The 25,634-nt window shown below is 64.3% G+C and carries 30 protein-coding genes and 1 pseudogene; 25 read left to right on the top strand and 6 right to left on the bottom strand.

Going from position 1 to position 25,634, the window contains the following annotated elements; genetic code table 11:
* Positions 1-1,240 precede the first annotated feature (1,240 nt).
* The 13 genes from IEY55_RS03825 (at position 1,241) to IEY55_RS03765 (ending at position 9,576) form a co-directional block, all read left to right on the top strand.
* Positions 1,241-1,825, top strand: coding sequence for a hypothetical protein (locus tag IEY55_RS03825; RefSeq protein WP_229685964.1), 585 nt, complete (start codon positions 1,241-1,243; stop codon positions 1,823-1,825).
* Positions 1,826-1,907: 82 nt separating this feature from the next.
* Positions 1,908-2,201 carry a hypothetical protein gene (locus tag IEY55_RS32905; RefSeq protein ID WP_373289962.1) on the top strand — a complete coding sequence of 98 codons (294 nt, stop codon included), beginning with the start codon at positions 1,908-1,910 and terminating at the stop codon, positions 2,199-2,201.
* Entirely contained in the window at positions 2,126-2,974 is an 849-nt protein-coding gene (locus IEY55_RS03815; RefSeq protein WP_189053894.1) for a RecB family exonuclease, read from the top strand. The genes IEY55_RS32905 and IEY55_RS03815 overlap by 76 nt, the downstream gene beginning before the upstream one ends.
* Before the next feature lie 176 nt (positions 2,975-3,150).
* Positions 3,151-3,927 (top strand): DnaB-like helicase C-terminal domain-containing protein, encoded by a 777-nt coding sequence (locus IEY55_RS03810; RefSeq protein ID WP_229685963.1) that lies wholly within the window; start codon positions 3,151-3,153, stop codon positions 3,925-3,927.
* Between the two features lie 16 nt (positions 3,928-3,943).
* Positions 3,944-4,288: a hypothetical protein gene (locus IEY55_RS03805; RefSeq protein WP_189053892.1), complete on the top strand. Its 345-nt coding sequence runs from the start codon at positions 3,944-3,946 to the stop codon at positions 4,286-4,288.
* Positions 4,289-4,304: 16 nt separating this feature from the next.
* Positions 4,305-4,691, top strand: coding sequence for a CHC2 zinc finger domain-containing protein (locus tag IEY55_RS32900; RefSeq protein ID WP_373289958.1), 387 nt, complete (start codon positions 4,305-4,307; stop codon positions 4,689-4,691).
* The gene (locus IEY55_RS03795) at positions 4,684-5,253 is read left to right on the top strand and encodes a toprim domain-containing protein (protein ID WP_229685961.1); all 570 of its coding nucleotides are present in this window, start codon (positions 4,684-4,686) and stop codon (positions 5,251-5,253) included. The genes IEY55_RS32900 and IEY55_RS03795 overlap by 8 nt, the downstream gene beginning before the upstream one ends.
* Entirely contained in the window at positions 5,250-6,017 is a 768-nt protein-coding gene (locus IEY55_RS03790) for a metallophosphoesterase (RefSeq protein ID WP_189053890.1), read from the top strand. Before IEY55_RS03795 ends, IEY55_RS03790 begins: the two co-directional genes overlap by 4 nt.
* Before the next feature lie 13 nt (positions 6,018-6,030).
* Positions 6,031-6,636, top strand: a complete 606-nt coding sequence (locus IEY55_RS03785) for a hypothetical protein (RefSeq protein WP_189053888.1) — start codon at positions 6,031-6,033, stop codon at positions 6,634-6,636.
* A gap of 52 nt (positions 6,637-6,688) precedes the next feature.
* Positions 6,689-7,168: a D29-gp49 family protein gene (locus tag IEY55_RS03780; protein ID WP_189053886.1), complete on the top strand. Its 480-nt coding sequence runs from the start codon at positions 6,689-6,691 to the stop codon at positions 7,166-7,168.
* Positions 7,169-7,329: 161 nt separating this feature from the next.
* Positions 7,330-7,503 carry a hypothetical protein gene (locus IEY55_RS03775; protein WP_189053884.1) on the top strand — a complete coding sequence of 58 codons (174 nt, stop codon included), beginning with the start codon at positions 7,330-7,332 and terminating at the stop codon, positions 7,501-7,503.
* 3 nt (positions 7,504-7,506) lie between these two features.
* Entirely contained in the window at positions 7,507-9,309 is a 1,803-nt protein-coding gene (locus tag IEY55_RS03770; RefSeq protein WP_189053882.1) for a DNA polymerase, read from the top strand.
* Positions 9,310-9,321: 12 nt separating this feature from the next.
* On the top strand, positions 9,322-9,576 hold the full coding sequence (locus IEY55_RS03765; RefSeq protein ID WP_189053880.1) for a hypothetical protein: 255 nt from the start codon (positions 9,322-9,324) through the stop codon (positions 9,574-9,576).
* 66 nt (positions 9,577-9,642) lie between these two features.
* Here the strand turns inward: IEY55_RS03765 and IEY55_RS03760 are convergent, their stop codons facing one another.
* Positions 9,643-9,909 carry a hypothetical protein gene (locus IEY55_RS03760; protein ID WP_189053878.1) on the bottom strand — a complete coding sequence of 89 codons (267 nt, stop codon included), beginning with the start codon at positions 9,907-9,909 and terminating at the stop codon, positions 9,643-9,645.
* A 168-nt stretch (positions 9,910-10,077) separates the two neighbouring features.
* Here IEY55_RS03760 and IEY55_RS03755 point away from each other — a divergent pair, with 168 nt between their 5' ends.
* On the top strand, positions 10,078-10,536 hold the full coding sequence (locus IEY55_RS03755; RefSeq protein WP_189053876.1) for a hypothetical protein: 459 nt from the start codon (positions 10,078-10,080) through the stop codon (positions 10,534-10,536).
* Between the two features lie 377 nt (positions 10,537-10,913).
* Here IEY55_RS03755 and IEY55_RS03750 read toward each other — a convergent pair whose 3' ends face one another.
* Positions 10,914-11,123: a DUF397 domain-containing protein gene (locus tag IEY55_RS03750; protein WP_189053874.1), complete on the bottom strand. Its 210-nt coding sequence runs from the start codon at positions 11,121-11,123 to the stop codon at positions 10,914-10,916.
* An 11-nt stretch (positions 11,124-11,134) separates the two neighbouring features.
* Positions 11,135-11,998, bottom strand: coding sequence for a helix-turn-helix domain-containing protein (locus tag IEY55_RS03745; RefSeq protein ID WP_189053872.1), 864 nt, complete (start codon positions 11,996-11,998; stop codon positions 11,135-11,137).
* A gap of 1,844 nt (positions 11,999-13,842) precedes the next feature.
* Here IEY55_RS03745 and IEY55_RS03740 point away from each other — a divergent pair.
* The 5 genes from IEY55_RS03740 to IEY55_RS03720 all read left to right on the top strand — a co-directional run bounded on the left by IEY55_RS03740 (position 13,843) and on the right by IEY55_RS03720 (position 16,942).
* Positions 13,843-14,070 (top strand): hypothetical protein, encoded by a 228-nt coding sequence (locus tag IEY55_RS03740; RefSeq protein ID WP_189053869.1) that lies wholly within the window; start codon positions 13,843-13,845, stop codon positions 14,068-14,070.
* Positions 14,071-14,331: 261 nt separating this feature from the next.
* The gene (locus IEY55_RS03735; RefSeq protein ID WP_189053867.1) at positions 14,332-14,445 is read left to right on the top strand and encodes a lasso RiPP family leader peptide-containing protein; all 114 of its coding nucleotides are present in this window, start codon (positions 14,332-14,334) and stop codon (positions 14,443-14,445) included.
* Between the two features lie 110 nt (positions 14,446-14,555).
* Positions 14,556-16,262 carry an asparagine synthase-related protein gene (locus IEY55_RS03730; protein ID WP_189053865.1) on the top strand — a complete coding sequence of 569 codons (1,707 nt, stop codon included), beginning with the start codon at positions 14,556-14,558 and terminating at the stop codon, positions 16,260-16,262.
* A gap of 6 nt (positions 16,263-16,268) precedes the next feature.
* The gene (locus IEY55_RS03725; protein ID WP_189053863.1) at positions 16,269-16,520 is read left to right on the top strand and encodes a lasso peptide biosynthesis PqqD family chaperone; all 252 of its coding nucleotides are present in this window, start codon (positions 16,269-16,271) and stop codon (positions 16,518-16,520) included.
* A complete protein-coding gene (locus tag IEY55_RS03720; RefSeq protein WP_189053861.1) occupies positions 16,520-16,942 on the top strand; it encodes a lasso peptide biosynthesis B2 protein in 423 nt (140 codons plus the stop codon). The genes IEY55_RS03725 and IEY55_RS03720 overlap by 1 nt, the downstream gene beginning before the upstream one ends.
* Here IEY55_RS03720 and glf read toward each other — a convergent pair.
* The gene (gene glf / locus IEY55_RS03715; RefSeq protein WP_373289957.1) at positions 16,939-18,123 is read right to left on the bottom strand and encodes a UDP-galactopyranose mutase; all 1,185 of its coding nucleotides are present in this window, start codon (positions 18,121-18,123) and stop codon (positions 16,939-16,941) included. The genes IEY55_RS03720 and glf overlap by 4 nt on opposite strands.
* Before the next feature lie 323 nt (positions 18,124-18,446).
* On the opposite strand from glf, the gene rlmN reads away from it, so the two are divergent.
* Together rlmN and IEY55_RS03705 are read left to right on the top strand one after the other, a co-directional pair.
* A complete protein-coding gene (gene rlmN / locus IEY55_RS03710; protein WP_189053857.1) occupies positions 18,447-19,553 on the top strand; it encodes a dual-specificity RNA methyltransferase RlmN in 1,107 nt (368 codons plus the stop codon).
* Between the two features lie 61 nt (positions 19,554-19,614).
* A pseudogene (locus IEY55_RS03705) lies at positions 19,615-20,178 on the top strand (radical SAM protein); the annotation flags it as partial.
* A 251-nt stretch (positions 20,179-20,429) separates the two neighbouring features.
* Here the strand turns inward: IEY55_RS03705 and IEY55_RS03700 are convergent.
* The gene (locus tag IEY55_RS03700; RefSeq protein WP_189053855.1) at positions 20,430-20,684 is read right to left on the bottom strand and encodes a DUF2631 domain-containing protein; all 255 of its coding nucleotides are present in this window, start codon (positions 20,682-20,684) and stop codon (positions 20,430-20,432) included.
* Between the two features lie 216 nt (positions 20,685-20,900).
* On the opposite strand from IEY55_RS03700, the gene IEY55_RS03695 reads away from it, so the two are divergent.
* The 4 genes from IEY55_RS03695 to IEY55_RS03680 are packed head-to-tail and all read left to right on the top strand — an operon-like array spanning position 20,901 to position 24,998.
* Positions 20,901-22,118: an ABC transporter ATP-binding protein gene (locus IEY55_RS03695; RefSeq protein ID WP_189053853.1), complete on the top strand. Its 1,218-nt coding sequence runs from the start codon at positions 20,901-20,903 to the stop codon at positions 22,116-22,118.
* Positions 22,119-22,123: 5 nt separating this feature from the next.
* Positions 22,124-23,284: a polyamine ABC transporter substrate-binding protein gene (locus IEY55_RS03690; RefSeq protein ID WP_189053851.1), complete on the top strand. Its 1,161-nt coding sequence runs from the start codon at positions 22,124-22,126 to the stop codon at positions 23,282-23,284.
* On the top strand, positions 23,284-24,135 hold the full coding sequence (locus tag IEY55_RS03685; RefSeq protein ID WP_189053849.1) for an ABC transporter permease: 852 nt from the start codon (positions 23,284-23,286) through the stop codon (positions 24,133-24,135). Before IEY55_RS03690 ends, IEY55_RS03685 begins: the two co-directional genes overlap by 1 nt.
* Entirely contained in the window at positions 24,132-24,998 is an 867-nt protein-coding gene (locus IEY55_RS03680) for an ABC transporter permease (protein ID WP_229685959.1), read from the top strand. The genes IEY55_RS03685 and IEY55_RS03680 overlap by 4 nt, the downstream gene beginning before the upstream one ends.
* A 209-nt stretch (positions 24,999-25,207) precedes the next feature.
* Here the strand turns inward: IEY55_RS03680 and IEY55_RS03675 are convergent, their stop codons facing one another.
* Positions 25,208-25,480, bottom strand: coding sequence for a GlsB/YeaQ/YmgE family stress response membrane protein (locus IEY55_RS03675; RefSeq protein ID WP_189053846.1), 273 nt, complete (start codon positions 25,478-25,480; stop codon positions 25,208-25,210).
* Between the last annotated feature and the right edge of the window lie 154 nt (positions 25,481-25,634).

The following is a 25,634-nucleotide window of genomic DNA, read 5'->3' as shown; positions in this document are numbered from 1 at the left end:
CCTACAACCGGAATCGTAAATGCGCGAACGACTGAGGCACGTGTGCCGATCTAGCGCGAGAACGGGACTCACGTGGGGAGAGCTGAAAACTCTGTGGAAAATTATTTCCGCTGACGACGAACGATAGCGCAAGTTCGTTGAAAAAATTGCTTCGGAAATGATCCGGAGCGGTTTTTTATTCCCGCGGCCCGACAGGAGCTATACCTTCCGGTCGGACCCTCGGGCGGGGTGAAGGTATGAGGGACGGCAGCTCAATACCGGGAAGCTGGGCTCCAGGGAAAACCCAGCCGGATCTACGCGCGCGTGCGCGCGTCACATATGTATTATATATACACGCGGGACGTTGAGATTTGTCCGATTTGGGCGAAAGTGATGGTGGTGTGATGAGTGGCACTTGACATGTCACGAACCACGGGCTTTGATGTGGTGCAACGAGATCAACAGGTGGACTAACCCTGGGGGAGTGCGTGGTCAGTGCGTGGACGCCAATTGACGAGCAGGCTGCTTGCCCTGGGAGGAGCGGGCTCGTACTGGGAAGGAGGGTGGGCGGTCAGCTCAGGGGCGTTCGGCAGACTCAGCAGCCCAGACCGGCGGACCAGGAAGGGCACGCTGAACTGGGTATGTGGCTGAGACCGGGCGGGGGCGAGCTCTGGCCCAGTGCCTCGATGCAGGGGCGCTGGGAAGGCCCATGGCGCCACCAGAAACCCCCCTCCCCTGGGTACCCCGGCCGGAGGCCCCCTCCCCGAGGCACCCCCCTGCTGGGTACCCCCTGCTTGGGACCCCCGGGCAGGGTCCCCGCAGCCCGATCCTCAATGGGGGCAACAAAGAAAATGCCCTCACCCCGCGAGGGACAGGGTGAGGGCTGTGCGGGGGCGCTCGACGCTGGAGCCGAGAAACGGGGAAACGCGCGCTCAACAACGGAGCCAGAGGCCGCCCGCAACGGGGGCGAGGAGTAGGGCGAACCGTGTCCTCACCCTAGGTATAGGTGCAACATCACGGATTGTGTGCTGTTACAGAAAAAACTGTGACAGCAGTCACAAGTAGCCGAGGTAATCATAACGAGTTGATCACGTGGCGGGAAAGATGTTGAAAGGCTTGCGCGTGTTGGTGCACGCTGGGTTTACTGCTGATGACGGAGAGGTAGACAGCGAAGGAGGGTAGCCTATCGCTTGACATGGAACGAGGGATCTCACTAGCCTCGACATTATGTGGTGCGCATGGTGGTCGAGGAGGACAGACGGTGGCTGATCTGCGCCTACTGGATTCGATCGGCAAAGGAACCGAACTTACTCCAGAGTTGACGGTCAAGCTGATCGAGGCCGGTGTCAAGCAGATGGATATTGCGAAGTGGTGGGGAATTAGCAAACAGCGAGTATCGCAACTGAAACAACTGGCGACTCGTGGCAAGGCTCTGACACCGCGTGAGCAGGTTCAGGAGCACTTCCCTTACCCCGGACTCCCTGGGCGGTACCACAACTCCCTCTACAAGCGGTTGCGGGACCATGGTGAGTTCGTTGCGACTGGCGGGGAGGGTATGACTGCTGACAAGCTTCAGCGCTTGAGAAGCTTCTACCTCAAACTTCGCGCGAGTCGTACGGTCATTGTCTTCGATCCGAGTATCCCAGCAAAAAAGGGGATTTCAACCGCAGGCGGGTGGGATCTTGTCCCCCGGACACCAGAGGACAAGGACTCACTCATACGCTGGAATAAGCATACAAAGCGAACTCCGGAAGGTCAGATGATCTACCGGTTTCCGCCAGAGTTACCGGAACTGCTGGGGGAGTCGGACATGTCAGGGGGATCAGACTCACCTACATCTGACTAGCTGGGGACGCCTGGGACCTGGGGAGGGTCCATACGTGGGCAGCAGTGAGGAAACGGCCATCGTGTCCAAACCGCCGTACATCATGGCGTGGTGGGAGGAGCACGAGGAGGGGAGGGTGCTTGGCGTATACCAGAGTCCGATGGTCAGGGAAGACGACCCGATTTATGCCCCCGTGGCAGCCGCGTTGCGGGATCGGTGTCACCGTTGGATGGCGTCGGAGGTGGTCCGGGACACGGACATGATGTACCGGAAGGCTCGTCTCACCGCGTACATGGTTTTTGCCGTTTGCCCTGGGCCTCGATGGGTACACAGCTGCACGAGATCGGGAAGCAGACCAGCCGAGGCCGCCACGAGTTCGGCCCGGGGGTGTGCGTGACCCATCGCTCCGTCAGCCAGCGCAACGAGTATCGGCGCTGCGGATGGGCCTATTACCTGGGGCGAGTCGCCGGAGTGTGGGCGCGGCCGGCATCCTGGACCGTGCAGGGCACCGCGTTCCACGCTGCCGTCGAGGCGTATGAGAAGTCCCGGCGCGCGCTGAGCGGTGGCGACGTGCGGGATCTGTACCGGAAGGAATACGCGGCAGCGGCAAACGCCTTGTGTGTCGGAACCCCCAACTTCGAGTATTGGTTCGGTTCGGGTCCCTACGACGGTGAGCGGGACTTGGAGCGTCGGTACGCGATCGGCTTGGAGCAGGTTGACCGATACCTCCAGTACGTAGCCGACACGCCAGAGGAGAGCATTTGGGAAGCACCGGATGGGACGCTGGCGGTCGAGCTGAAGTTTGAAATTGACTTGGACGGGGTTCTGGTCCGGGGATATATTGATCAGGTCGTTCGACAGGGCAACGAAAAACTCCGCGTGCGTGACCTCAAGACCGGGCGGCAACCCGGTGACGACTTCCAACTCGCCGTGTACACGGTGGCGCTGGGGATGAAGTACGGAGTAGACGTCACCACGGGGGACTACTGGATGGCTCGGGTGGGGAAGGCGACCCATCCCTACGAGCTGCGGGACTGGACGACCGAACGGATCACCGAGGAGTTTCACAAGATGGACCAAGCCGTCAAGGCGGGCCGCTTCGAGCCCGACCCCGAGCCCAACAAGTGTCGGTTCTGTCCCGTCAACTCGTCCTGTGAGTACATCCAGTAAGTAGACACCACCATTCGGCCACGTGTGGGGACGTGGCCGATTTTTTCGGCTCAACGACTAGACATGTCACGTTAGTTACCGCTAAGTAATTAGTTTGCTCAGGAAGGAGAACGGTCATCTACAGCCTGCTCCAGTCTCGGCGCGTCAGGGGCGCGGCAGGTGAGCCCCTGCCCACCGTGTACCGGTCACTGGACGCGGCGGGCATCCGCTTCCTGCGGAGTCAACTCGTGTTGGTAGCGGCCGGACCCGGAACCGGCAAGAGTGCACTCGTTCTGGCGTTGGCCTTACGTGCCCGGGTACCGACGTTGATCTACAGCGCGGACAGCGACGCCTTCGTGCAGCTCACGCGGTCCCTCTCGATCCTGACCGGGTGGCCCCTGGAGGTGTCGGCCAAGGCGCTCCTGGCTGACGAGATCGGCGGAGCGGCTGAGCAACTGGCCGGACTGCCGGTGCGCATGAACTACAACGCCAGCCCCACCTTGGACGACCTGGAAACGACGATGGCGGCCTACGAGGAGGTGTACGGGGACTTTCCACAGTTGGTGGTGGTGGACAACATCACCAACGTGCGCGGGGAAGGGAAGGGATCGGAGGAGGACCCCTTTGGGGGCCTGGAGTCCTTGATGGACTACCTCCACGGAATGGCGCGAGAGACATCCGCCTGTGTGATCGGCTTGCATCACGTCACCGGGCCATATGTCGACGCGACGAAACCGATCCCTTTGAGCGGGGTGAAGGGTCAGGTGACGCGCGTCCCGGAAATGGTCCTCACTCTGCATCGGGCAGACCGGTTGTGCGTCTCAGCGGTCAAGAACCGGTCCGGGAGAGCAGATCCGTCCGGACAGACCTACGTCGAGCTGTTGTTCGAGCCCGAACGGATGCACATCGCAGACGTCCCCGCCGACCAGCAGACCTGGGCAAGCGAGGAAGGAGACATGTTTGGCGGCTGGTAGGCCGAGGAAGTTGAGCGTGCCGAACGGTCGGGCTGTCAAGGCCCGAGGGCGGAACTGGGAAACCGCCGTCGTGATGATCTGGCGACGCATCGGTTTCCCACGCGCCAAGCGCAACGGAGCGGTCTTCGGCTCCAAGGACCGGGGAGACGTCGGGGAGATTCCTGTGACCTGCCAGGCCAAGGCAGTGACACGAGTCCAGATGTGGCAACACCTGGACGAGGCGCTGGAGCAAGCCCGCCACAACGGCACGGGGGTCGCGGCCTGCGTGGTCTACAAGCGACACCACGCGGCTCCCGAAGACGCGGCGTGGGTGCTGCCCGGTCGGTTTGCGGAAGAACTGTTGCGGAGCTACTACAGCTAGACCCGGGGGGAGGGGAATGGTGAGGGATGCTCTGATCGTCAAGGTTCTCCAGCGCTATTACCCGCACTGGGTGCCCCCCGAGGAGCGAGGTGAATGGACGGCCTGTCTCTGCCCGGTCCATAACGAGCACCGCCCGTCAGCCTCGGTGAGCTACCGCCGCAATGCCTTCAAATGCCACGGCTGTGGTGCGCGCGGCGATGCCATCAGCATCATTCGGAAGCAGGAGGGGATGTCCTATACCGAGGCTGTCAGATATGCAGCGGAACTTTCTCAAGGAAGCGACCCTCCGCTACGCGGAAGCACTCCCCGGAAGCGCAGCAGAAGAGTATTTGGCGACACGAGGACTGCGAGCCGAGAGCGTGAGGGAAGCTGTCGACGGCTACCGCCTTGGCGTCGTGACTGAACCCCTCCCGGGATACGACCTGTACCAAGGAATGCTCGCCATTCCCTACCTGCGCCCCTCATGGGGAGGGGATGGCTGGTCGGTGGTGTCGATGCGGTATCGCTGCATCACCGCAGGATGCCAGCACGAGTGGCACGGCAAGTACAACACGTCGGCGGGCGACCGGCCCCGTCTGTACAACACTGCGGCGCTTCACGCCGCACATGACGAGATCGCACTCTGCGAGGGGGAGATTGACACCATTACGGCCGAGTCGTGTGGATTCCCGGCGGTCGGGATCGCCGGAGTCGAGGCATGGCAGCCACATTTCCGGGAGGTGTTTCTTGGGTACGCCACGGTGTACATCCTCGCGGACAACGACGATGCGGGGCAGGGACTCAAGTTCGCGCGAAAGATCGCGGGGGAGCTGCCCAACGCCAAAGTCATTCTTGCCGAGAAGGGAGAGGACGTCAACAGCATGGTGTGTCGATACGGCTCGCAAGCGCTAATCGACCGGTTGGAGCCCTGGTGGCGTCGGCTCCGAGATCAACGCGCCAACCCCTGGCGCAAGGAGATTGCTTGACAAAGACTTACGTTGTCATTCCCGACATTCAGATACCCTACCACGATCCCCGAGCATTGAAGGCGGTGATCCACTTCATTCGGGAGTACGTCCCGGATGAAGTGGTGCAAATCGGTGACTTGATGGACTATCCCCAGCCGTCCCGGTGGACCAAGGGAACGGCCGGAGAATACCAGGGATCAGTATTCGCGGACAGTGAGACCGCAAAGAAGGTGTTCCTGGGTCCCCTGCGTGAGACGTACGGCGGACCAATCAAGATCATCGAAGGTAATCACGATCTCCGGCCACGAACGTACCTCGCAAAATATGCGCCGGCCCTGAGTGAGTCGGGTGCGTTCAACTTTGAACGGCTTCTCGACTTCAAGGGGTTTGGGGTCGAGAAAGCCCCGGACTTCTACGAGTTCGCACCGAAGTGGGTTCTCACCCACGGGCATCTCGGCAGGATTTCGTTGAGCAGGATCGCGGGGAATACGGCGCTCAACGCCGCCAAACGGCTCGGGGTGAGCGTGATCATGGGGCACACACATCGCCTCGGGATGGGCAGTCACAGCGTCGGCTATGACAACCGAATCGTTCGGACGTTGACCGGTGTCGAGATCGGGCACCTGATGAACATGCGATCGGCTTCCTACCTCAAGCAGGGGGCCGGTGACTGGCAGCAGGGATTTGCCCTTCTCCACGTGGATGGCAACCACGTGAAGGTCGAACTCGTGCCCATCCAGGGGCGCAAGTTCATCGCCGCTGGATCGACGTACAAGCTTTGAGAACGGGATCAGTGTGAAGACTGAGATCAATGAGTGGCAGTGGAGCGTGCTGGACAGACTGGTGCACGGCGCGGCACACATCGTGGCGCAGCAGTGGCCACACTGTGTGGAGGCCGATGACGTGCACCAGGGCGTGATGCTGCGCCTGCTGGAGTCCTCCGGCTACGCCGCCAAGATCCTCGGCATGGAGACCCCGGCACAACGCCGGTTGGTCCGCAAGATGGGGCACCAGGTCGCGGCCCAGCAGCGCGACGACTACGAGAGGTACTCCGGCCAGCACCTCTACTCCGCCTACGAGGTTCGGCGACTCCTGGAAGCGGGCGGGCTTAACCGGGAACGGGACGAGTTCTCCGCAGCAAGCGTGGACCTCCGCCAGGCATACGCCATGTTGCGGGAAAGCCACCCGGCTTACGTCTCCGCGATCGAGGCGCGCTTCGTGCGCAGCGACTTCGAGGGCGGCAAGTGGACGGTCACCCGTGCCGTGAATGCGTTGACCGGCGTGATGAACCGGCTGGCCCGACAGAAGCAACGCCACCACAACGAGGGGCCAGGAACCCGGAAGGTGCTCAGCAACGCCCAGGCGGTAGCGATCCTGGCTCGCTCCTACCAGCACTCGTGACAGAGACGCTTGCGAGACCAACACGCCAGAACAAGGGAAGGTAGGACACTGCGTGACGTTTGATCCCTTCGCGGACACGGCCGAGCCCGCCGCACCCGCGCCGACTCAGGAACCCTGGGACGAGGCCCCAGCTCCCGCCAGCACCACCCCGCCGGACAGCGACGTGCACCGTGTACGGATCACGCTCAAAGGCGGAAGCGGGCATGATTCACCCTGGGTCACAATCGACGGAGCAAACATCGAGGACGCCCGCGCACAGATCGCGGATAAGGAGGCGCTGAAGGCGCTCCTGGACGACGTAGCGAAGGCCGGCGCCTACTTCGCGCGACTCGGCAACGGGGGATCTCGGCTGAACATGAACGGCAAGCCCGCCTCGCAGCAGCGACCGCCACACCAGCAGGCCCCCGGCGGCCAGCAGCGCTACTGCGAGCACGGCCCCATGGTCTACAAGTCCGGTGTTGGCCGAAACGGAAAGCCATGGAAGGCATTCGACTGCCCCAATAGCACCTGTGACCGGCAGTGGGTGAACTAGCCCCACTCTAATGACGAGTTGCACGGGGAGGGCAGGTAGCCCTCCCTTTCTGTTAGGAGCGACAGGAAGACATGCAAACCGAAGACGGTGCCCTGCACCCTCGTGGAGCTGGCGGACCAGCTCATCTCCACAACATGGGAACACCAAGGGAGTCCAGGCGTATGACAGGCGACATCGCACAGGTCACCGTGCTCCTCCGCAACGGGATTCGCGTGGAGCACACCGACTGCGAAATCCAGCGTGACGACAAGGAACTCACTGTCTACGCCCACGGCGGATACGTGACGTTCCCCATGGGGAACGTGTACTTCTACCACGTGCAGTTCAAGGAGTAACGGATGCGGGTCTTCCACGAAACCGTGGGAGGAGAGCCCGTCACGATCTATGTCGTCCAGCACGCCGAAGACCTTGACCAGTTCCGGGACTTCGTTCGCCGCCACCTGCGGGCGCTGGCGTTCGACACTGAAACCACGGGACTGAACCTGTGGAGTCCGGAATTTCGGTTACGCCTGGCCCAGTTCGGGACAGACCGGGAAGCCTGGGTGATCCCTGTCGAGCACGGCGGACGCTTCGCTGAGGACGCACGTCGCACCCTCCGAGCCGTCCGCCAGCTCGTCATCCACAACGCCAGCTATGACCTCCTGGTGGTGGACCGCCACCTGGGCGTGCCCATGGAGGAACTGTGGCCCAAGACCCTGGACACGCGAATCATCGCCCACCTGGTGGACCCCCGAGGCCGCGACGAAGGCGGCATCGGACACAGCCTGGAAGCTTTGGTGGAACACCACATCGACACCACGGTTGCCCAGGACATCAAGGGACTCATGCGCACGCTGGCACGAGAGCTGAAGACCACACTCAGCAAAGTGTGGGCAACGGTGGATCTCGACCACCCCGACTACAACCGGTATGCCGGGATGGACCCCATCCTCACCGCACGACTCGCCCGAACCCTCCTTCCCAAGGTGCCCGTGTCAGCGCGGCGCTTGGTCCCTTTTGAACACTCGGTGGCGGAGATTTGCTCCCACATGGAGCGTGAAGGGTTCCTCCTCGACGTCGAGTACACCCAAGAGTTGAGCACGCGACTCCAGCAAGGCGAGGAACAACACAAGGAAACCGCACGAGAATTGGGCTGTGAGAACGTCAACTCCACTGAGATGGTGGCGGACGCTTTGGAAAAGATGGGGGTGAAGATCCTCGGGCGAACGCCAAGCGGCCGGCGTCAGGTAGACAAGACGCTCCTCAACCAGTTGAGCCAGGCTGGAAACCCCCTCGCTACCGCAGTGAAGGAGGCCAAGAAGGCGGGCAAGTGGCGGAAGACCTGGGTGGACGGCTTCCTCGCCGCTCGTGACGGCAACGACCGATGTCACGCCTCCATTCAGAGCCTGCGTGCCCGCACCGCCCGCATGTCCATCACCGGCATCCCTGCACAGACTCTTCCAGCGGGTGACTCCATAATCAGACGTTGCTTCCTCGCCGACGCGGGACACGTCATCGCCAGCGTGGACTACCAGGCTCAGGAACTCCGCGTCCTAGCCGCATTGTCGGGTGACCGCACGATGATCAACGCCTTCCGTGACGGCGCCGACCTGCACATGCTCACTGCGAAAGCTGCATTCGGTGAGGAGGCCAGCGACAAGCACCGCAAGATCGCCAAGACGGTGAACTTCGGAAGGGTGTATGGAGGTGGGGCGAAGACGGTGAGCACCCAGACCGGGATTGACTTGGCGATTGCCAAGCGGGTGGTAGAGGCGTTCGACCGCCGGTATCCCGGCGTGGCGAAGCTATCGGAACGACTCCAGGCACAGGCCCGACGACAGGGATACATCACCACACCATCGGGTCGGCGACTGCCCGTGGACCGGAGCCGGGCTTACAGCGCGCTCAACTACCTGGTGCAGAGCACATCAAGGGACGTCACCTGTCGTGGCCTGATCCGACTTCACCGCGCTGGTTACACAAGGTACTTGCGCTTGCCGATCCACGACGAAGTCGTTGCCTCTCTCCCCGCAGCGAAAGCGGAGTGGGGAGCAAAGGAGATCGCGCGACACATGGCAGAAGACATGGGGCCTGTCCACATCGGCACTGACCCCGAGGTCGGGGGCCGAAGCTGGGGCAGCCTCTACGGGGCGGACTACTGAGACGGGGGAGCAGTGCAGGCAGGTCGATGGGTCACGTTCTTCGGGCAGGACTCCTGCCTTGAGTGTCGCACCCTCCACACCAGAATCACGGCCTGGTGCAAGGACAACGGGGCGAACTACCTCTACAAGGAGGCCGGACACCGGGTGATCGAGGAGTACAACCTCCCCGGAATCCCAACACTCCGCTACTACGATCACGACTCAGGCGAGCCCCGGACGGAGCTGGTTGGCCTCGTCGAGATCGCCAACTGGATGGACAACAACTGAAGTAACCGACATGTCAGGGCTTCCGGCAGTGGCCGGAAGCCCTGACATGGTTCCTGATGCTCTGCGCTAGCTTCGTTGATCCACAAGCATCACGACCCGGTAGACACCACGAGGAGCAGACCCGGTCTTCCCTTGCTGGGCAAGCATAGCCTCGAAGTCCTGCTGGACCTTCCGAGCCTCCTGGAGCGTGTCAAACACCCAGCCGTCGCCGTCGTAGCTTGTGCCCACAAGATGCACAAGACGGCGGGCCTCCGCCTTGTCCTTCGCCACGACATACCACGCCGCGAAGGATTCCTGATCGAGTGCAGTGGCACCCGTGTCAGGGTCGGTCACTGTCGGCGGTTCCCTTCGTACTGCTTAATCGATGACGCCGAACACCCTACGACAGCGAGATCGGTGAGCAGAACAAGTATTGGTGGCCAGCGGGTCCCGTCCGCGTTGACGTCGCTCCCGAAGTGGATCTAGGTTTGCACCTCAGAGTGACCTCAGAGGGGGACCACCATGTTCGACAGGGTTGGGGGCCGTCTTACTCGGGCGGCCGTGCTGGGTGCGGTGGCGCTGGGGCTCGTGGCGTGCGGGGAGCTACCACAGGCACCTACGCCGCCCACTGCTGCCGTGACAACGGTGGACTACCAGAAGCAGGCCGAAGAGAGAAAGCGCGCCGAGAAGGAGGCTCAGGAGCGCGAGGAACGGAGGAGGGCAGTCAAGCAGCTCCAGGACTCCTACAACGAGATCAAGGCGTGGCAACAGACCCAAGACAAAGCCCCCGGCGACCCGCTGTCACTGCGAAAGATGCGGCAGGAGCGGGACGAGTTCTACGATCTGCTCAGCCAGTTCATCAACCAGTACGGTCCGGATACACCGGAACTCGCAGAGGGAACAGGCACCGTCCAACGGTGGAACCGTGAGATCGATCAGATATCCACCCGCTACCGACTCGACCAGACACACGGTGGATGAGCTGCCCCAGTAACGTCCGGGCCAGATGTAGTAAAATCGCACCTGGTCAGGGCAATATTCCTGACTTTACAAAGACGGCCAATGCAACCATCTTTGTGAATGCGCAGACCCCCGCCAGTCGCCCCTGGCGGGGGTCTAGCGAGTTGAGCGTTGCGGCACCCGGGCTGGTGGGTTTCTCTGCCGCAGGTTGTTGGCCGCTTGCCGGAGCCGGCCGTGGCTCGCTGGGGAGGCCCCCTCACCGTTGCCGTGCGGTTGGGCCTCCGATCGGTTGTTCTCGCGACATGCCCTCAGCAAGCGGTGCTTGTCGATCGCGGGCTTGGCACGATGCCCGCTTGGTGGTAGGTCCCGAGCGGTAGGCGCGTTCGGGACCTACCACCTCACCGGCGGTCGAGACGCCCAGACTTGAGGGCGCCACGGAACGCCAGCCACTCGCGAGTGCTGAAGGCCAGCACCGCTCCGGTGGGGTTCTTCGAGTCGCGGACCCCGACCGTGGCGGCTACGCACGCAAGCTCGACGCAGGCTTGATTGCCGTTGCTCCTGGTGCTCTTCCGCCAGCCGAGGGGGCCGGCGAAGTCGGGCGTGGGCATAACGTGCTCCCTTACCTCCAGGCCCTGATGATCTCTTGGATCCGGCGAGCCGATTTGTCGGGGGAGAGCGCCATCGATGAGAGGCGCCCGAAGTTCAGCGTATACGCCTTGAGGTCGTCTTCTTCCTCGATGTGGACGCCGTCCATCAGGTGTTCGAGGTACACCGCTCCTGGCTCGTCCTCCTCGAACGTGACCAGGTGGTACGAGGTGCCGATACCAGGGAAGGCCCCTACTGCCTCTGGCAAGACCTGAAGCGTGACGTTGGGAAGCCTTGCACGCTTCAACAGGTGCTCAAGCTGCTCTCGCATCACGTCGGCCCCACCAATCGGGAGCTTCAACGATGGCTCGAACAGGATGCTGTGCAGGCGGAGCGGGCCGCGCGAGGCGTCAAGCCGCGCTTGACGATCACGGCGGAGCTGCCTCCGCTCGGCGACGATCTCGTCGGTGAGGTCGGGCTCCCAGACGCGGACGAGTTCTTCAGCGTATGCCTCCGTTTGAAGCAAGCCGGTGATAAGCACCATCTCGACGGTGCGGACCTGGGTTGCCTCGAACTCGTCTTCCAGATAGTCACGGAACGAGCCGCGGAGGGCGTCGGGACTGTAGGTGCCCCACGGGCTGATCCCTTCTGATGCGGCGACAGCCAGGTGCACTGCCTTGTCCCGCGTGGCGTCGTCGACTCCCAAGATGGCGGCAAGCGCGATGATCTCGGCCGGGCCGGCGTTGACTTTCGCGCGCTCGTAGCGACTCAACTTCGACTCCGACCATCGCAACGCGCCAGCCACCTCGTCGAGGTTCTTGCCCCGCGCCTTCCTCCAGTTACGGAGCATCCGGGCCACTCGGCGTTGCCTCACGCTCGGTCCGTTGCTCTGCGCCACTCACTACCTCCGCGGTGCTGATCACGCCGTGCCCGAAACCCTACCGGTCGTGCAGCTACGCCATCCGAGTGGATCACAAACAAGTCGTGATGACGGACTTGTAATCGTGCAAGTTGTCATGGGACCTTCGTGGCAGGCACTACACGATCAGCAACGTCCCGTCAGGGTGTAGCCCTCGCCCGGGTACCACTGGACCGCGTGTGCATCCGCGCTCGTCCTGGTCCGGAGGTTGAGATCACGACGGAGGTCCTGTGTCCAACAAGCCGATCCCGAATTCGCTTCGCGTGCCGGCGTCTCTTGGACCGCTGCTCGGTTCGCGTGAACTCGGTGTAGTTCCTTCCCCTGCTGCTGGTGCCGTTGTACTGCAACTTCCCCACAGCCCACCGGTATGGGTGCGGGTGGAGCACCTTGAGTTGTTGAAAGCCGCTCTTGAACAGGCCGGGGCACAGGCCGGTTCTGGTAGCAAGGTGAATGCCCCGTCTAACAAAACGACACGGCCGTGATGCGTTCTGCATCGACAGTGGCACCGAAACAAGGTTATTTCCCTGCCTGTTTGTTGAACCGGTCAATAGGCTCTTCTTGGTGTATTTTCCTCTCAATACGAGGAGGGTCCGATGTCATCCGGTGACAGTCGTGGACCGTTACGTATCCCATGTCAGGCCGCAATCGGCTGCCACGATGCACACATGCTTGTCTGGGCAACTGGGGAACGAATCCTGATAGTGGGTCCCAAGGACGGGAGCACTCACGACCACGGCCAACTTCGCGCCTTGTTCCTGGCTGTGCTGGAGCTTCTTCCTCCCGGGCAGCGGCTCTCGTTTGCTACAAATATTGTACGCGACGCATGTCGATGGGCTCCACTATCAACGCTGATAAACGACTAGGCTAAGCGGAATCTAGGTGTGAGAAGGTCGGGCGTTTGGTTGCTCCGCCATATTCAAGCCGCAGGGGCTGGCGTGTCCTGCCCGCCCGGCCCGCCGCCCCAATTCCTGAAGTGGTAGGCGGAGTCCGTGATGATCGCGTTGTTGGAGTCGGCAGCCGAAATGCTAGCTGGCCTGCTAGCAATGGTAGCACTACTCGCCCTTGCGCAGCGGCTTCGGCATCGCCGCTCGAATAAGGAGGACCGGTGAAAGCCCCTGAACACGCTCAGTTATCGGAACTTGTGGCCTCGTCATGGTTTCGCAAGCCCCTCGCTTCGGGTGCGGCATTCATAGACGATTTCCCCACCGCAGTGTTTCCGATGCCGGAGATAACCGGCAACGAGCTTCGGGATTCATTCGCGGACGCCCGGTGTCGGGACTGCGCACAGGACCAACATCTCTGGTCGCTACCCAGTATCGAGGACACGTTAGCAGGGCAGCTACTCCGGCGAACCTGTGTGTGCCGACGCTGCGAATGCTCACAACGTCAGCTTCGCATCCAGCCTCGGGAGAGGACGCGCCACGATCCGGAGCGCTCAGTTGGTGCTGCTATCCCCCGGCCCCGCGAGGAGGTGAAAGGCGCGTTCAGCAAGCCTGACATCGAGGCAACTACCTAGGGCCGACGCAAGATCCGCTGTTGCCCGTTCCCACGTCCGAGGACGCGATGCTTCGTTCGAACGAGCCGTTGCCGACGTTATCCGGCGACCTCATGACCTATGTCGAACAAGTCGCCGCGGCCCACCAAGTCGAGCTAGACATGGCACATCGTCAGCTCGTAATGCTGGGTGTGGCGGTATACCTCAGTACACAGCCAGGTACGTCGCTGCCTGTCGGTGTGCAGATCGACGATGGCACTGTGTGGTTTGTGGGTGTCCATCGATGCGCTGCGTCCTCCCCAGTCGTTACCGCCCATCAGAGGTCACCATGAAAGCAATAGCTGTGTTCATCAAAGCGCTTCTCGTGTCCGGGGCGGGCCTGGCCATAGTGGCTGCCGCTATCTCACTCGTGCTCACAGCACTCGCTATGACCGACCTCGCTCCGGGGGTAAAACCCATGTCGTTCTTCGCCGCACTCCAGTTTATTCTCGGCAACATCACCACAGCGATCCTCTCAGTGCTGTGGCAAGCAATGTCCAGCCTGCGCCTCTACTAGCCCGTGAATAGGAACCGACCATCCCAGACATGACCGGACCAGTGGCTGACCGCAGAGGTGCCCCGACACAGCACCGCCCCGACCGTGTGCGCGCCGGGATACCCCCGTCGGCCGTGGGTACCAGTCCCCTACCCACGGCCGGCGGCAGCTCTCGTACTGCATCGAGATGACCTTTCTGCCTTGCGGGATGACCGGTTCGGCGGCTTCCCGAGTAAAGCGTCCCCGGTGATGATCACCGGGGCAATGGAGAGGAGATACGCAATGGAAGAGACCGTGTACACCCCACCTGTACTGGTTGAGGTTGGAGAGTTCACCGAGGTGACGGCAGGCACCGTGGGACAGGTGTCCGACGAGGGCGCTTACCGCGACAACTGACCATGCCGATAGTCACTCAGGGGCTGCTTCCGTCGGGACCGTGGTTCACGGTGCTGCCTGACGGGGGCAGCCCCTCCCCCTTGAATCGGTTACAGACGCTTGGCGGGAGTGTGCTCATTGAGCACAGCACCGGCGAACCATGGGTGGTCGGATTGTGGCCCCGCGAACAGATTGAGCTTTTCTCAGCAGGGTCGAGCCGGGTAGCTCTCCTCGGTGAACTCCCACCCCGGGAGGCACTGTGTTCGATTCGCGATTCCCCCGAGCGGCCCGACGTCGAGCAGATCGCCAAGATCCCCGGCGATTTCTTCATCCTCACGGCCCGCCCCAGAGAGCTTCGAGCGTGCGGCACCCGGTCAGCGCTACGTCGTCTCTGGTACGCGAACTACGCTGGGGTCACCATCGCGGCTAGTCATCCCCTTCCGCTCGCGCTCCTGAGCGGGGCGGGCCTGGACGTCGAGCGGCTGGCGCTCCAACTCGCCTTTCCTATCCTGCCCTACCCGCTGGCAGATCAGTGTCTGTGGCGCGGTGTCCAGGATGTCTCCCCCGATGCGGTGCTCGTGCTCACGAGTGGCGAAGTCCGACTCGAACCGCGAATTCCTCTTCCCGAACCATCCCTCTCACTGGATGAAGGTGCAGCGCGGGTGCGATCTGCTGTCGAGGCAGCAATAACGGCCCGCACCAGCCGGGCGGGCACGGTCAGCGCGGACCTGTCCGGCGGAATGGATTCCACGAGCCTGGCATTTCTTGCGGCCCGTGAAATGCCCGAACTGGTCACCCTGCGCCATTGTGAGGCCGACCCGGCTAGTGATGATTCGCAGTGGGCGTCCCTTGCATCATCGTCGCTTGCCGAAGCACAGCACGTCGTGTTCGGACACGAAGAGTGGCCACTGATCTACAGCTCCCTTACCGGTCCACCCGTACTTGGTGACGCCCCGTTTCGCTGGGTTCGGACACTTGGCCGGTACCGGCGCGTTGTTGACGTCGCCGCTGGCCACGGCAGCACCGTGCACCTCACCGGTCACGGTGGCGATGAACTCTTCGGCCACGCGCCGACCCACCTGGTAGACCTCGCTCAACGCGCACCGCTGCGGGCGCTCCGCGAAGCGCTGACACAGAAGGCACTGCGTCGCTGGTCCTGGACTGCCACCGTTCAAGTCCTCACTGACCGGCGAACGCTTGGGCAGTGGCTCTCCGACGAGGCCGCGCACCTCACCGAACCGCTTCCGCCACCAACAGTGCCCCCTGGACCATGGGGATACCCGATTCGGATGCCGCCATGGGCGAGCCCGAACGCGCTAGCAGCAGCCCAACGCCTGATGAAACATGCATCCGAGGTGGGACCACTGCACCCCTCGCGAGCGCTGCACGTCACGTGGCACGCGGCCCGTCTATGTGGTCAGGCTGTGCGACACGTTCAGACGCTCACGTCCTGCCATGGTCTCACCTTCGCCGCCCCATTCCTCGATGACACCGTTCTCATGGCGGCACTCGCCGTCCGCCCGGAGGAGCGCATCAACGCACAGCGCTACAAGCCGTTGCTCGCGCGCGCCATGCGCGGTGTGGTCCCCGACTCGCTCTTGGGCCGTACCACGAAGGGGGACTTCACCGCCGATATCTATATCGGCTTAGAGCGGAACCGGCGAGATCTCCTCGAACTTTTCGAGGACGGCTGTTTACTGGCTGCGCATGGGCTCGTCGACGCCGCCACCGTCCGCAGAGCGATCCTCGCGCCGCACCCCCACCTGAGATCGCTCATTCCGCTGGAACACACTGTGGCCTGCGAACTCTGGCTTCGAGCGATGACCTCAAGGAGCTGATGCCCGGTGAGACTCGCGTCCGATGTCACCGTCACTGAAACCGACGATGGCGCCGTGCTGCTGGATGAGCGACGCGGCCGATACTGGCAGTTGAACCGTACCGGTGCATTCGTGCTGAAGCAGATCTGCGAAGGAGCCAACGCAGAAAAGTCTGCTCACCGGTTGGCGGAGAGAGAGCCCGTCAGCCCGGACGATGCCTTGACCGATGTTCAGAAACTGGTGGCTGGACTTCGGGCCGCCGGTTTGGTGGTGGACTGATGACCGAGCCCGTTGTCCTCGTTAACGCGGAACGGCCGCCCTGGCGGGTCCGCTTCGCAGCGCGGGTCGCCGTGCAGCTCGCTCAGCCACTCACGAGGTTGACGCCCGCACAACTTCGCCGAGTTCTGCGCGTGCTCCGGGGCCGCGCCCGGCCAGCAACCCAGGCACAGGCATTGGCCGCCCGGAACGCAGTGGTGACCGTCAGTGCCCCGTGCGCAAGTCCGACGGGGTGCCTCCGCCGTTCGCTCGCCGCTGTCCTACTGTGTCGGGGGCTGTGGGGAGTATGGCCGACCTGGAGCACCGGAGTGAGGACCAACCCGTTTCGCGCGCACGCCTGGATTGAGGTTGGCGGTACCCCGGTGGGGGAGACGTTCCCCCCTGGGTACTACCGGCCGACGCTCCAGGTCGGCCCCAAGTGTTAGCCGCCGTTGCTGAGCGGCTGGCCCTCGGTGAAGTACGGCGCGATGTGGTTGTCGAACATCGTCAACGCTGACCCGATCGCCATATGCATATCCAGGTACTTGTACGTGCCCAGCCGTCCACCAAACAGCACCCGGCGCTCTGCGGTCTCCTTGCGGGCCAACTCCCGGTACCGCTCCAGCTTGGCCCGGTCCTCAGCCGTATTGATCGGGTAGTAGGGCTCGTCTTCCTTGTCCGCGAACCGAGAGTACTCGCGAACGATCACCGTCTTGTCCCGCGGGTAACGGTCCTCCCGTTCCGGGTGGAAGTGTCGGAACTCATGGATTCGAGTAAACGGCACAGCCTCGTCGGCATAGTTCATTACCGACGTGCCTTGGAAGTCTCCGGTCGGAAGCACCTCACGCTCAAAATCGAGCGTACGCCACCCGAGGTAGCCCTCAGAATACTCGAAATACCTGTCAAGCGGTCCCGTGTAAACCACGGGCACACCTGCTGGTAGTTCGTTCCGTACATGGAAGAAGTCGACGTTGAGGCGCACCTCGATGTTGGGATGGTCGGCCATCCGCTCCAGCCACGCCGTGTAGCCGTCGACTGGCAGCCCCTCCCAGGTGTCATTGAAGTATCGGTTATTGAAGCTGTACCGCACGGGCAGCCGGGTAATGATATTGGCCGGCAGCTCCTTGGGGTCGGTCTGCCACTGCTTCGCGGTGTAGCCGCGAAACAGCGCCTCGTACAGCGGGCGGCCGACGAGCGAGATCGCCTTGTCCTCGGCATTGTTGACCTCACCCTGGATCTCCGCCGCGTGTTCGGTTACCCATGTCTGAGCCTCGGCCGGCGTCAGACGTCGACCCGCGAAGGCGCTCATCGTTGACAGGTTGGGCGGCATCGAATAGACCTGCCCTTGAAACAGAGACCAGACAGTGTGCCGGTACCCAGTGAACGCTGTGAACTGGTTCACATACTCCCACACCCGTCGGTTCGACGTGTGGAAGAGGTGCGCGCCATACTTGTGCACCTCAATACCTGTCTCGGGCTCGGGCTCGGAATAGGCGTTGCCCCCAATGTGGTCCCGGCGCTCCAGCACGAGGACGCGCTTGTCGAGTTGGGTGGCTGCCCGTTCGGCGACCGTCAGGCCGAAGAACCCGGAGCCGACAACGATGAGGTCATAGGGGGTGGAGGTCACAGACGCAGGGTAGCGAACACTCAGTGACCATGCGTGACCGACCACCATATGTGCCCTCTGAGCCTCGCTTGATCGCTACTTCTTGTGGTGATTGAGGTCCCATGGTTGCTGGCAGTGGCAGAGCAGGCTGTTGGAGCGTGCCCGACTGGGTTGCCCGTAGGTGGGTTGACGCGATCTGGTCTGACATGTCGGCACAAGCAGACGCGGCGCCTTGCCGCGTGCCGCAACTTCTGCGTCACGTCGTGTGTTGGGCGTCACACGAAGTCAGCGCGCGTGCTGGCCTTCGAGGTCAGTCCCGCCCGCATGGGACACTGGTGGGCGCTATGACTGCGCTTCCCCTCGTGTTCGACGCTCCGCGCCGCGGCAAGCCGCCGCGCCACCTCGCCGACCTCTCCGCCGAACAGCGCCGCGAGGTGGTTGTCGAGCTGGGGGAGAAGGCGTTCCGGGCCAGGCAGCTCTCGCACCATTACTTCGGGCGGCTCACCGCCGACCCGGACACCATGACCGACATCCCCGCCGCGAGTCGAGAGCGCTTGGTCAACAACCTGATGCCCCCGCTATTCACCGTCGTTCGGAAGGTGACCTGCGACGAAGGCGCGACCCGGAAAACGCTGCTTCGCGCACATGACGGCACGCTTATTGAGAGTGTGCTGATGTGCTACCCGGACCGTGCGACGCTGTGCATCTCCAGCCAGGCCGGGTGCGGCATGGCGTGCCCGTTCTGCGCCACCGGCCAAGGCGGACTGCAACGCAACTTGTCGACGGCAGAGATTGTTGAACAAGTTCGCATTGGTGCGGCTGCCATGCGGGACGGTGAGTTGCCCGGTGGCCCCGGCCGATTGTCCAACATTGTCCTGATGGGTATGGGGGAACCTCTCGCCAATCTCAGGCGAGTGGTCGATGCGATCTACCGCATCTGCGATCCGGCCCCGGACGGCCTGGGTATCTCGCAGCGTTCGGTGACCGTGTCGACGGTGGGTCTGGTGCCGGCTATCCGGAAACTCGCCGACGAGGGCCTTCAGGTGCGTCTCGCGGTGTCCTTGCACACGCCGGACGATGAGTTGCGTGACACGCTGGTGCCCGTGAACACGCGTTGGAAGGTCGGCGAGGTGTTGGAGGCGGCCCGGTATTACGCCGACCGCACCGGGCGCCGCGTCTCGATCGAGTACGCATTGATTCGCGATGTCAATGATCACGGCTGGCGAGCGGACCTGCTGGGGGAGCTGCTTAAGAAGCATCTTGGGCAGCTCGTCCATGTCAACCTTATCCCGCTGAATCCGACCCCGGGCAGTAAGTGGGATGCCAGCCCCAAGCCGGTCGAGCGGGAGTTCGTACGTCGGGTGGAGGCCCAGGGGGTTGCGTGCACGGTGCGTGACACCCGCGGCCAGGAGATCGCCGCAGCGTGCGGGCAGCTCGCCGCTGAGGGGTAGGTCACACTTGCCTCTGAGGTGGGCAAACACCTAGGAGCTGGGTTGTAAGTCTGTTGCCAGGGGTGAACCGCTGGCGAACTACCGCCGCGTGCTGGATGCCGTGCAACGGATCTGCGATCCGGCGCCGGACGGGCTCGGCCTGTCCCAGCGCTCGGTGACCGTCTCGACGGTGGGCCTGGTGCCGGCCATCCGGAGGCTCGCCGACGAGGGCCTCCAGGTGCGCCTGGCGGTGTCGTTGCACACGCCCGACGACGAGCTGCGCGACACCCTCGTGCCCGTGAACACGCGGTGGAAGGTCAGTGAGGTGCTGGAAGCGGCCCGGTACTACGCGGATCGCACCGGGCGCCGCGTCTCGATCGAGTACGCGCTCATCCGCGACATCAACGACCACCCGTGGCGCGCCGACCTGCTGGGCAAGCTGCTCCGTCAGCATCTGGGACAGTTGGTCCACGTGAACCTCATCCCGCTGAACCCCACCCCGGGCAGCAAGTGGGATGCCAGCCCCAAGCCGGTCGAGCGGGAGTTCGTGCGCAGGGTCGAGGCGCAGGGTGTCGCGTGCACGGTCCGCGACACCCGTGGCCAGGAGATCGCCGCCGCCTGCGGCCAGCTCGCGGCCGAGTCCTGACCGGAGATTCCGGGCCGGAGAAAGCCCGGCGCCCCAACGGTCACGCGGGTGCGCGCACGCTGAAGCCTGCGAGCACGTCTGTCAGATCCTGGCGGGTCGTGCTGCGGCCGGGCCGGTGCGTACAGCGTTGCTGGTGTGGCGAAAAACACTCGATGTCACCGGTGTGACCGGCGGCACTTCCGGTGTGGACAAGTAGACAAAAGAGCGCGCCCAGAGCCGCCGAGGCCCCGGGCGCGCCCGTCAAGCGGTTGTCAGCGGCGCCAGGACGTGCGGCGCCGCACGATGTCCCAGACCAGCATGCCGGCCATGGTCACCGCGATCAGGACCAGGTACAGGTCCTCGGTGCGGCCCTCGTGGTTGCCGATCAGCATCGCCAGCATCACCAGGGCGGTGAGCCAGCCGGCGATCTGAATGCCACGCGGGAAGGTCCCGTGCCAGCCCCACTCGGCGGAGGGCTCCTCCGCCGGGTCCACCGTGGGCCGCTTCTCCAGCTCTTGGGTGGCCACGCTTCCTCCAGTGCCCGAAGAACCCGTCGAACTCACCCTCCATCGTTGCACATCGGACCCGGGTGACCTCGCCCGAGCCGGTTGGCCTCCGTCACGTCGCCTCGTCTACCCTGGCGCACCGCGGGCCCATTGGCGCGTCCTGTTCGCACGCCCGCCCCGTCCCTGCACACCCCGCGCTGCCGGCCCAGGCAGCAGAGTGCCCGGAAGGTGCCCCGATTGACCGATGAGCCCCCTGGGGGATTCCACCCCGTAGCGGAGCGCACGCCCGACACCTACGCGCCGGTGGAAGTCGGGATCTACGGCGTCACCAAATGCTTCTCGGACCAGGTGGCGGTCGACGGTATCGACCTACAGGTGCACGAGGGCGAGTTCTTCTCGGTGCTCGGGCCCTCGGGCTGCGGCAAAACGACGTTGCTGCGGATGATCGCCGGCTTCGCCGATCCTGACAGCGGGCGCATCGAGCTCGACGGCGTCGACATGGTGGGCGTGCCGCCCTACCGTCGCGACGTCAACACGGTTTTCCAATCCTACGCGCTCTTCCCGCACATGACGGTGTGGGACAACGTGGCTTACGGCCTGCGGCGGAAGCGGCTCCGTGGCGCCGAGTTGCGTCGCCGGGTGGCCGAACACCTGGAGCTGGTCCAACTCGCCAGGTTCGCCAAGCGGCGGCCCACCGAGCTCTCCGGCGGCCAGCAGCAGCGGGTGGCGATCGCCCGCGCGCTGGCCGCCCGCCCCCGGCTGCTGCTGCTCGACGAGCCGCTGGGCGCGCTGGATGCCCAGCTGCGCAAGCAGATGCAGATCGAGCTGATGCAGATCCAGCGCGAGGTGGGCACGACATTCCTCTACGTGACCCACGACCAGGAGGAAGCGCTCGTCCTCTCCCACCGGGTGGCTGTGATGAACGCCGGACGGGTGGAGCAGGTCGGCTACCCGGAGGACGTCTACGAGCGGCCGTCCACCCGCTTCGTCGCCGGGTTCATCGGCACCTCCAACATCATGGACGTCAAGGTGTCCGATATGGACGGTGAATGGCTGGAACTGACCGGCGGTGGTGTCGAACGACTGCGGGCGGTACTACCCGACGGCCACTCAGCGCGACACGGTCAGCAGCTGTCGGTGACCGTACGGCCGGAGAAGCTGCACCTCTACGACGCCGACGGCGAGGAACAACCGCCACCGGGCTGGTGCTCGCTCGCCGGCACCGTGGCCGACGTCGTCTACACGGGGATGTCGACCCAGTACGTCGTCGACGTTCCGGGCGGCGACTCGCTGGTGGCGTTCGTGCAGAACACGCGCCGGATCTCCGACGCCGGAACGCCTGGACAACCGGTGCGCATGGCCTGGGACCCCGAGTTCACCGTGGTGCTCGACTCGCCCGCGCGGGGCGGTGCCGAGCCTGCCGAGGCGGAGCGGACCAAGGAGGAGGTGCACTGAAGGCCATGGCGCGCAAGGACGGGACCGTGCGCATCGCGCGGCTGTGGGACACCGACAGCCGGCGGCTGACGCGACGCAGCATGTTGCGGTCGATGGCGTTCTTCGCCCTGGCCGCCCAGGGCGCGACGGCGTGCGCCATCTCCGAGGCTCCACCACGCAACGCCAGCGGCGCCACGAACACCAAGGCGAGCAACAACGTCGCCGAGAACCGGCTCAACTTCTTCAACTGGACGGACTACATCGCCAAGGACACCATCCCGGGGTTTGAGAAGGAGAGCGGGATCGGCGTCACCTACGACAACTTCAGCTCCAACGACGAGCTGGAGGCCAAGATCGCCACCGGCGCGCCCGGCTACGACCTCGTGGTGCCCAGCGACAACTTCCTGCGCCGCTTCGTGCGGACCAACCTCGTCCGGCCGCTGGACCACGACCTGCTGCCGAACCTGAAGAATCTGGAGCGGCGGTTCCGCGAGGCGGACTACGACCCGGGCAACCGGTTCTCCGTGCCCTGGGCGTGGGGCACCACCGGCCTGGCGTACTCGCGTAGCCAACTGGGCACGGAAGTCACCGGGTTCGACGCCTACGACCTGCCCGCGGCTCGGGGCCGCAGCATCGTGCTCGACGAGGCACGCGACGGCATGGGCCTCGGCCTGCTCGCCCTGGGCTACGACCCGAACACCAAGGATGCCCAACAGATCGAGGAAGCCACCCGGTACCTGCTCGACCTGAAGAAGAAGATCGGGCAGATCACCTCCGACGTCGTCGAGCCGCTCACCTCCGGACAGACTCCGCTCGCGCAGGTCTACTCCGGCGACGCCTTCCAGGCCAAGGACACCAATCCGGACCTCGAGTACGTGATCCCCGAGGAAGGCGGACTCACCTACGTCGACCTGCTGTGCGTCCCGGCCACCGCGCCGCACGCCGAGAACGCGCACCGCTTCATCGACTACATCCTGCGGCCCGACGTGGGCGCCGAGCTGGCCAACACCATCCGGTACGGCAGCGCCAACACCGCCGCCAAACCCATGATCGACAAGGAACTGCTGGACAACCCGATGGTGTACCCGCCGGCTGACGTGCTGGCGAAGCTGCCGTTCACCAAGGACCTCGGTCCGGACGTGGAGGCGCGGTACGCCGATGCCTGGACCAAGGTCAAGACCGGCTGATGGCACGACGTCGCGTCCCACGGTGGCTGGCGGCCAACCTGCTGCTGTTGCCGGCGGGGTTCTGGCTCGCGGTCTTCCTGCTCGTTCCGCTCGCCCTGGTGGTGGAGTACAGCTTCGCCACCCGCGACACCGGGCCGCTGCGCGTCGTGCTGCCCTGGACGACCCGGGCGTACCGGACCGCCCTGGATCCCGCTTTCCTGCCGATCTTCGGCCGCACCCTCACCTACGCCGGTCTCACCGCGTTGGCGTGCCTACTGCTCGGATTTCCCTTGGCCTGGTTCATCGCCCGGCACGCCGGACGGTTCCGCACGGCGTTACTGGCCGCGGTGTTGGTGCCGTTCTGGGCCAGCTACCTCGCCCGGATCTACGCGTGGAAAGCGTTGCTGGATGGGGAAGGACTGGTCAACCGGCTGCTGGGGCTGGTGGGCCTGGACCGTGACGGTGGCTTCCTGCTCACCGACGGCGCCGTGATCCTCGGCCTCACCTACGGGTTCCTGCCGTTCATGGTGCTGCCGCTCTATGTCGCGTGCGAGCGGTTCGACTACCGGCTGGTGGAAGCGTCCTACGATCTCGGACACGGCCGGGTCTCCACGTTCTTCCGGGTGGTGCTGCCCGGGGTGTGGCCGGGCGTGCTCGCCGGCTCGCTGTTGGTCCTGGTGCCCGCCGCCGGCGACTTCGTGACACCCAAGCTGCTGGGCGGGGTGGACCAGTCGACGTTCGGCAGCGTCATCGACGACCAGTTCCGGGGCGGCAACAACTGGCCGTTGGGCTCGGCAATGGCCGTGCTGTTGCTGCTGCTCGTCGTCGTGGTGCTCATGCTGCGGGGACGCCGGGGGGAGGACGTGCTGTGAGCCAAACCGTGACAACGCGGGAACCCGCCACCCGTCCGGCGCGGCGACGCACGGGACGCCCGTGGGCGTTGATCGTCGCGGTGTGCCTGGTGTTCGGCTTCCTCTACGCGCCGATCGTCTGGCTGGCGCTGGTCTCCTTCAACGACTCCCGCACGGTCAGCCGCTTCACCGGCTTCTCCACCCACTGGTACGCCGAGCTGGTCCAGGACGAGCGGGTCATCGCGGCGCTGGGGTTGACGCTCCGGATCGCCCTCAGCAGCGCTGTGGTCTGCACGATCGTGGGCACACTGGCCGCGTTCGGCCTACGACGGACGTTCCGCGGGCGTGGGCTGTGGACCGTGGTGCTCACGCTGCCGCTCGTCGTGCCCGAGGTCGTGATGGGCGTGAGCCTGCTGGCGTTCTTCGTGAAGCTGGCCGGAATCCCGCTGGGCTTCTGGGCGTTACTGGCCGCGCACGTGGCGTTCTCCCTCAGCTTCGTCGTCGTGGTGGTGCGCAGTCGACTGGCGGGGATGGACACCCGCTTGCAGGAGGCCGCGGCCGACCTGGGTGCCGGCCCGCTCACCGCGTTCCGCACGGTGACCTTGCCGCTGGTGGCGCCGGCGATCGCCGCGGGTAGTGCGTTCGCGTTCCTGCTGTCTTTCGACGATGTCGTGATCTCCAGCTACCTCACGGGCGTGGGTTCCACCACGCTGCCGGTCTTCGTGTACGGGCAGGCCAGCAAGCGCGGGGTGTCGCCGGAGATCGTGGCTCTGTCCACGGCGATGGTCGGTGTGAGCGCTCTGCTGCTCCTCATCGGCGTGGCCGTGGTCACGTGGCGGGCCCGTCGGGTCGGCCGGCGTGTGGACCTGACGGTGGCAGGCTGACGCCGACCCACCACGCCACATGTCAAGTCCATTCCCGTCCGCTGTGGACAACGCCGCGACCCTGTGGACAGCACTTTGACCTGCTGTTTCGCTGATCACTAGGCTGGACGCGGGGCGTCGGCCCCCGGGACGGGCGGGGGCTGTCCGGCGGGTGAGGCGGGCGGCGGCTCCCCGCCGCCCGCAGCGACCGCGGCCGGTCGGGCCCCGGCCTAGGACCCGCTACCCACCTTCCGGCCGGTCACCAGCCGGTAGACGGCGAGCACGACGATCGCGCCGAGGACCGCCAGGATCCAGGTCCGGATCTGGAAGAACGTGCCCAGGTCGGTGTTGAAGATCCACTTGCCGATGAACCCACCCACGAAGGCGCCCACGATGCCCAGCAGCATCGTCACGATGATCCCGCCCGGGTCCTTGCCCGGCATGATGGCCTTGGCCAGGGCACCCGCGATGAGGCCCAGCACGATCCAGCTGATGATGCCCACCGGGTTCTCCTTCCTCCGGCGCGCGACCGCGCCAACGGATGATCTTCCGCCGCTATGGAGTTGCCCCGCCCCGGGTTCCTCACGCTTGATCCACCCTGTCGTTATCAGGGCGTTATCTTGGGGTCCGTCGCGCCCGCATCGGCGGCCTCCCGCG

Source organism: Longimycelium tulufanense (genome assembly GCF_014645795.1).
GTDB classification, from domain to species: Bacteria; Actinomycetota; Actinomycetes; order Mycobacteriales; family Pseudonocardiaceae; genus Longimycelium; species Longimycelium tulufanense.
The sequence above is the reverse complement of the archived record's forward strand: the minus strand, read 5'-3'. Positions and strand labels throughout refer to the sequence as shown.

Excerpts from the sequence above, each read along its gene's own strand:
- IEY55_RS03755 (WP_189053876.1), top strand. The coding sequence starts at position 10,078 with ATGTTCGACAGGGTTGGGGGCCGTCTTACTCGGGCGGCCGTGCTGGGT.
- IEY55_RS03735 (WP_189053867.1), top strand. The coding sequence starts at position 14,332 with ATGGAAGAGACCGTGTACACCCCACCTGTACTGGTTGAGGTTGGAGAG.
- IEY55_RS03775 (WP_189053884.1), top strand. The coding sequence starts at position 7,330 with ATGACAGGCGACATCGCACAGGTCACCGTGCTCCTCCGCAACGGGATT.
- IEY55_RS32905 (WP_373289962.1), top strand. The coding sequence starts at position 1,908 with ATGGCGTGGTGGGAGGAGCACGAGGAGGGGAGGGTGCTTGGCGTATAC.
- IEY55_RS03720 (WP_189053861.1), top strand. The coding sequence starts at position 16,520 with ATGACCGAGCCCGTTGTCCTCGTTAACGCGGAACGGCCGCCCTGGCGG.
- rlmN (WP_189053857.1), top strand. The coding sequence starts at position 18,447 with ATGACTGCGCTTCCCCTCGTGTTCGACGCTCCGCGCCGCGGCAAGCCG.
- IEY55_RS03690 (WP_189053851.1), top strand. The coding sequence starts at position 22,124 with ATGGCGCGCAAGGACGGGACCGTGCGCATCGCGCGGCTGTGGGACACC.
- IEY55_RS03750 (WP_189053874.1), bottom strand. The coding sequence starts at position 11,123 with ATGCCCACGCCCGACTTCGCCGGCCCCCTCGGCTGGCGGAAGAGCACC.
- IEY55_RS03815 (WP_189053894.1), top strand. The coding sequence starts at position 2,126 with ATGGGTACACAGCTGCACGAGATCGGGAAGCAGACCAGCCGAGGCCGC.
- IEY55_RS03740 (WP_189053869.1), top strand. The coding sequence starts at position 13,843 with ATGAAAGCAATAGCTGTGTTCATCAAAGCGCTTCTCGTGTCCGGGGCG.
- IEY55_RS03770 (WP_189053882.1), top strand. The coding sequence starts at position 7,507 with ATGCGGGTCTTCCACGAAACCGTGGGAGGAGAGCCCGTCACGATCTAT.
- IEY55_RS03685 (WP_189053849.1), top strand. The coding sequence starts at position 23,284 with ATGGCACGACGTCGCGTCCCACGGTGGCTGGCGGCCAACCTGCTGCTG.
- IEY55_RS32900 (WP_373289958.1), top strand. The coding sequence starts at position 4,305 with ATGGTGAGGGATGCTCTGATCGTCAAGGTTCTCCAGCGCTATTACCCG.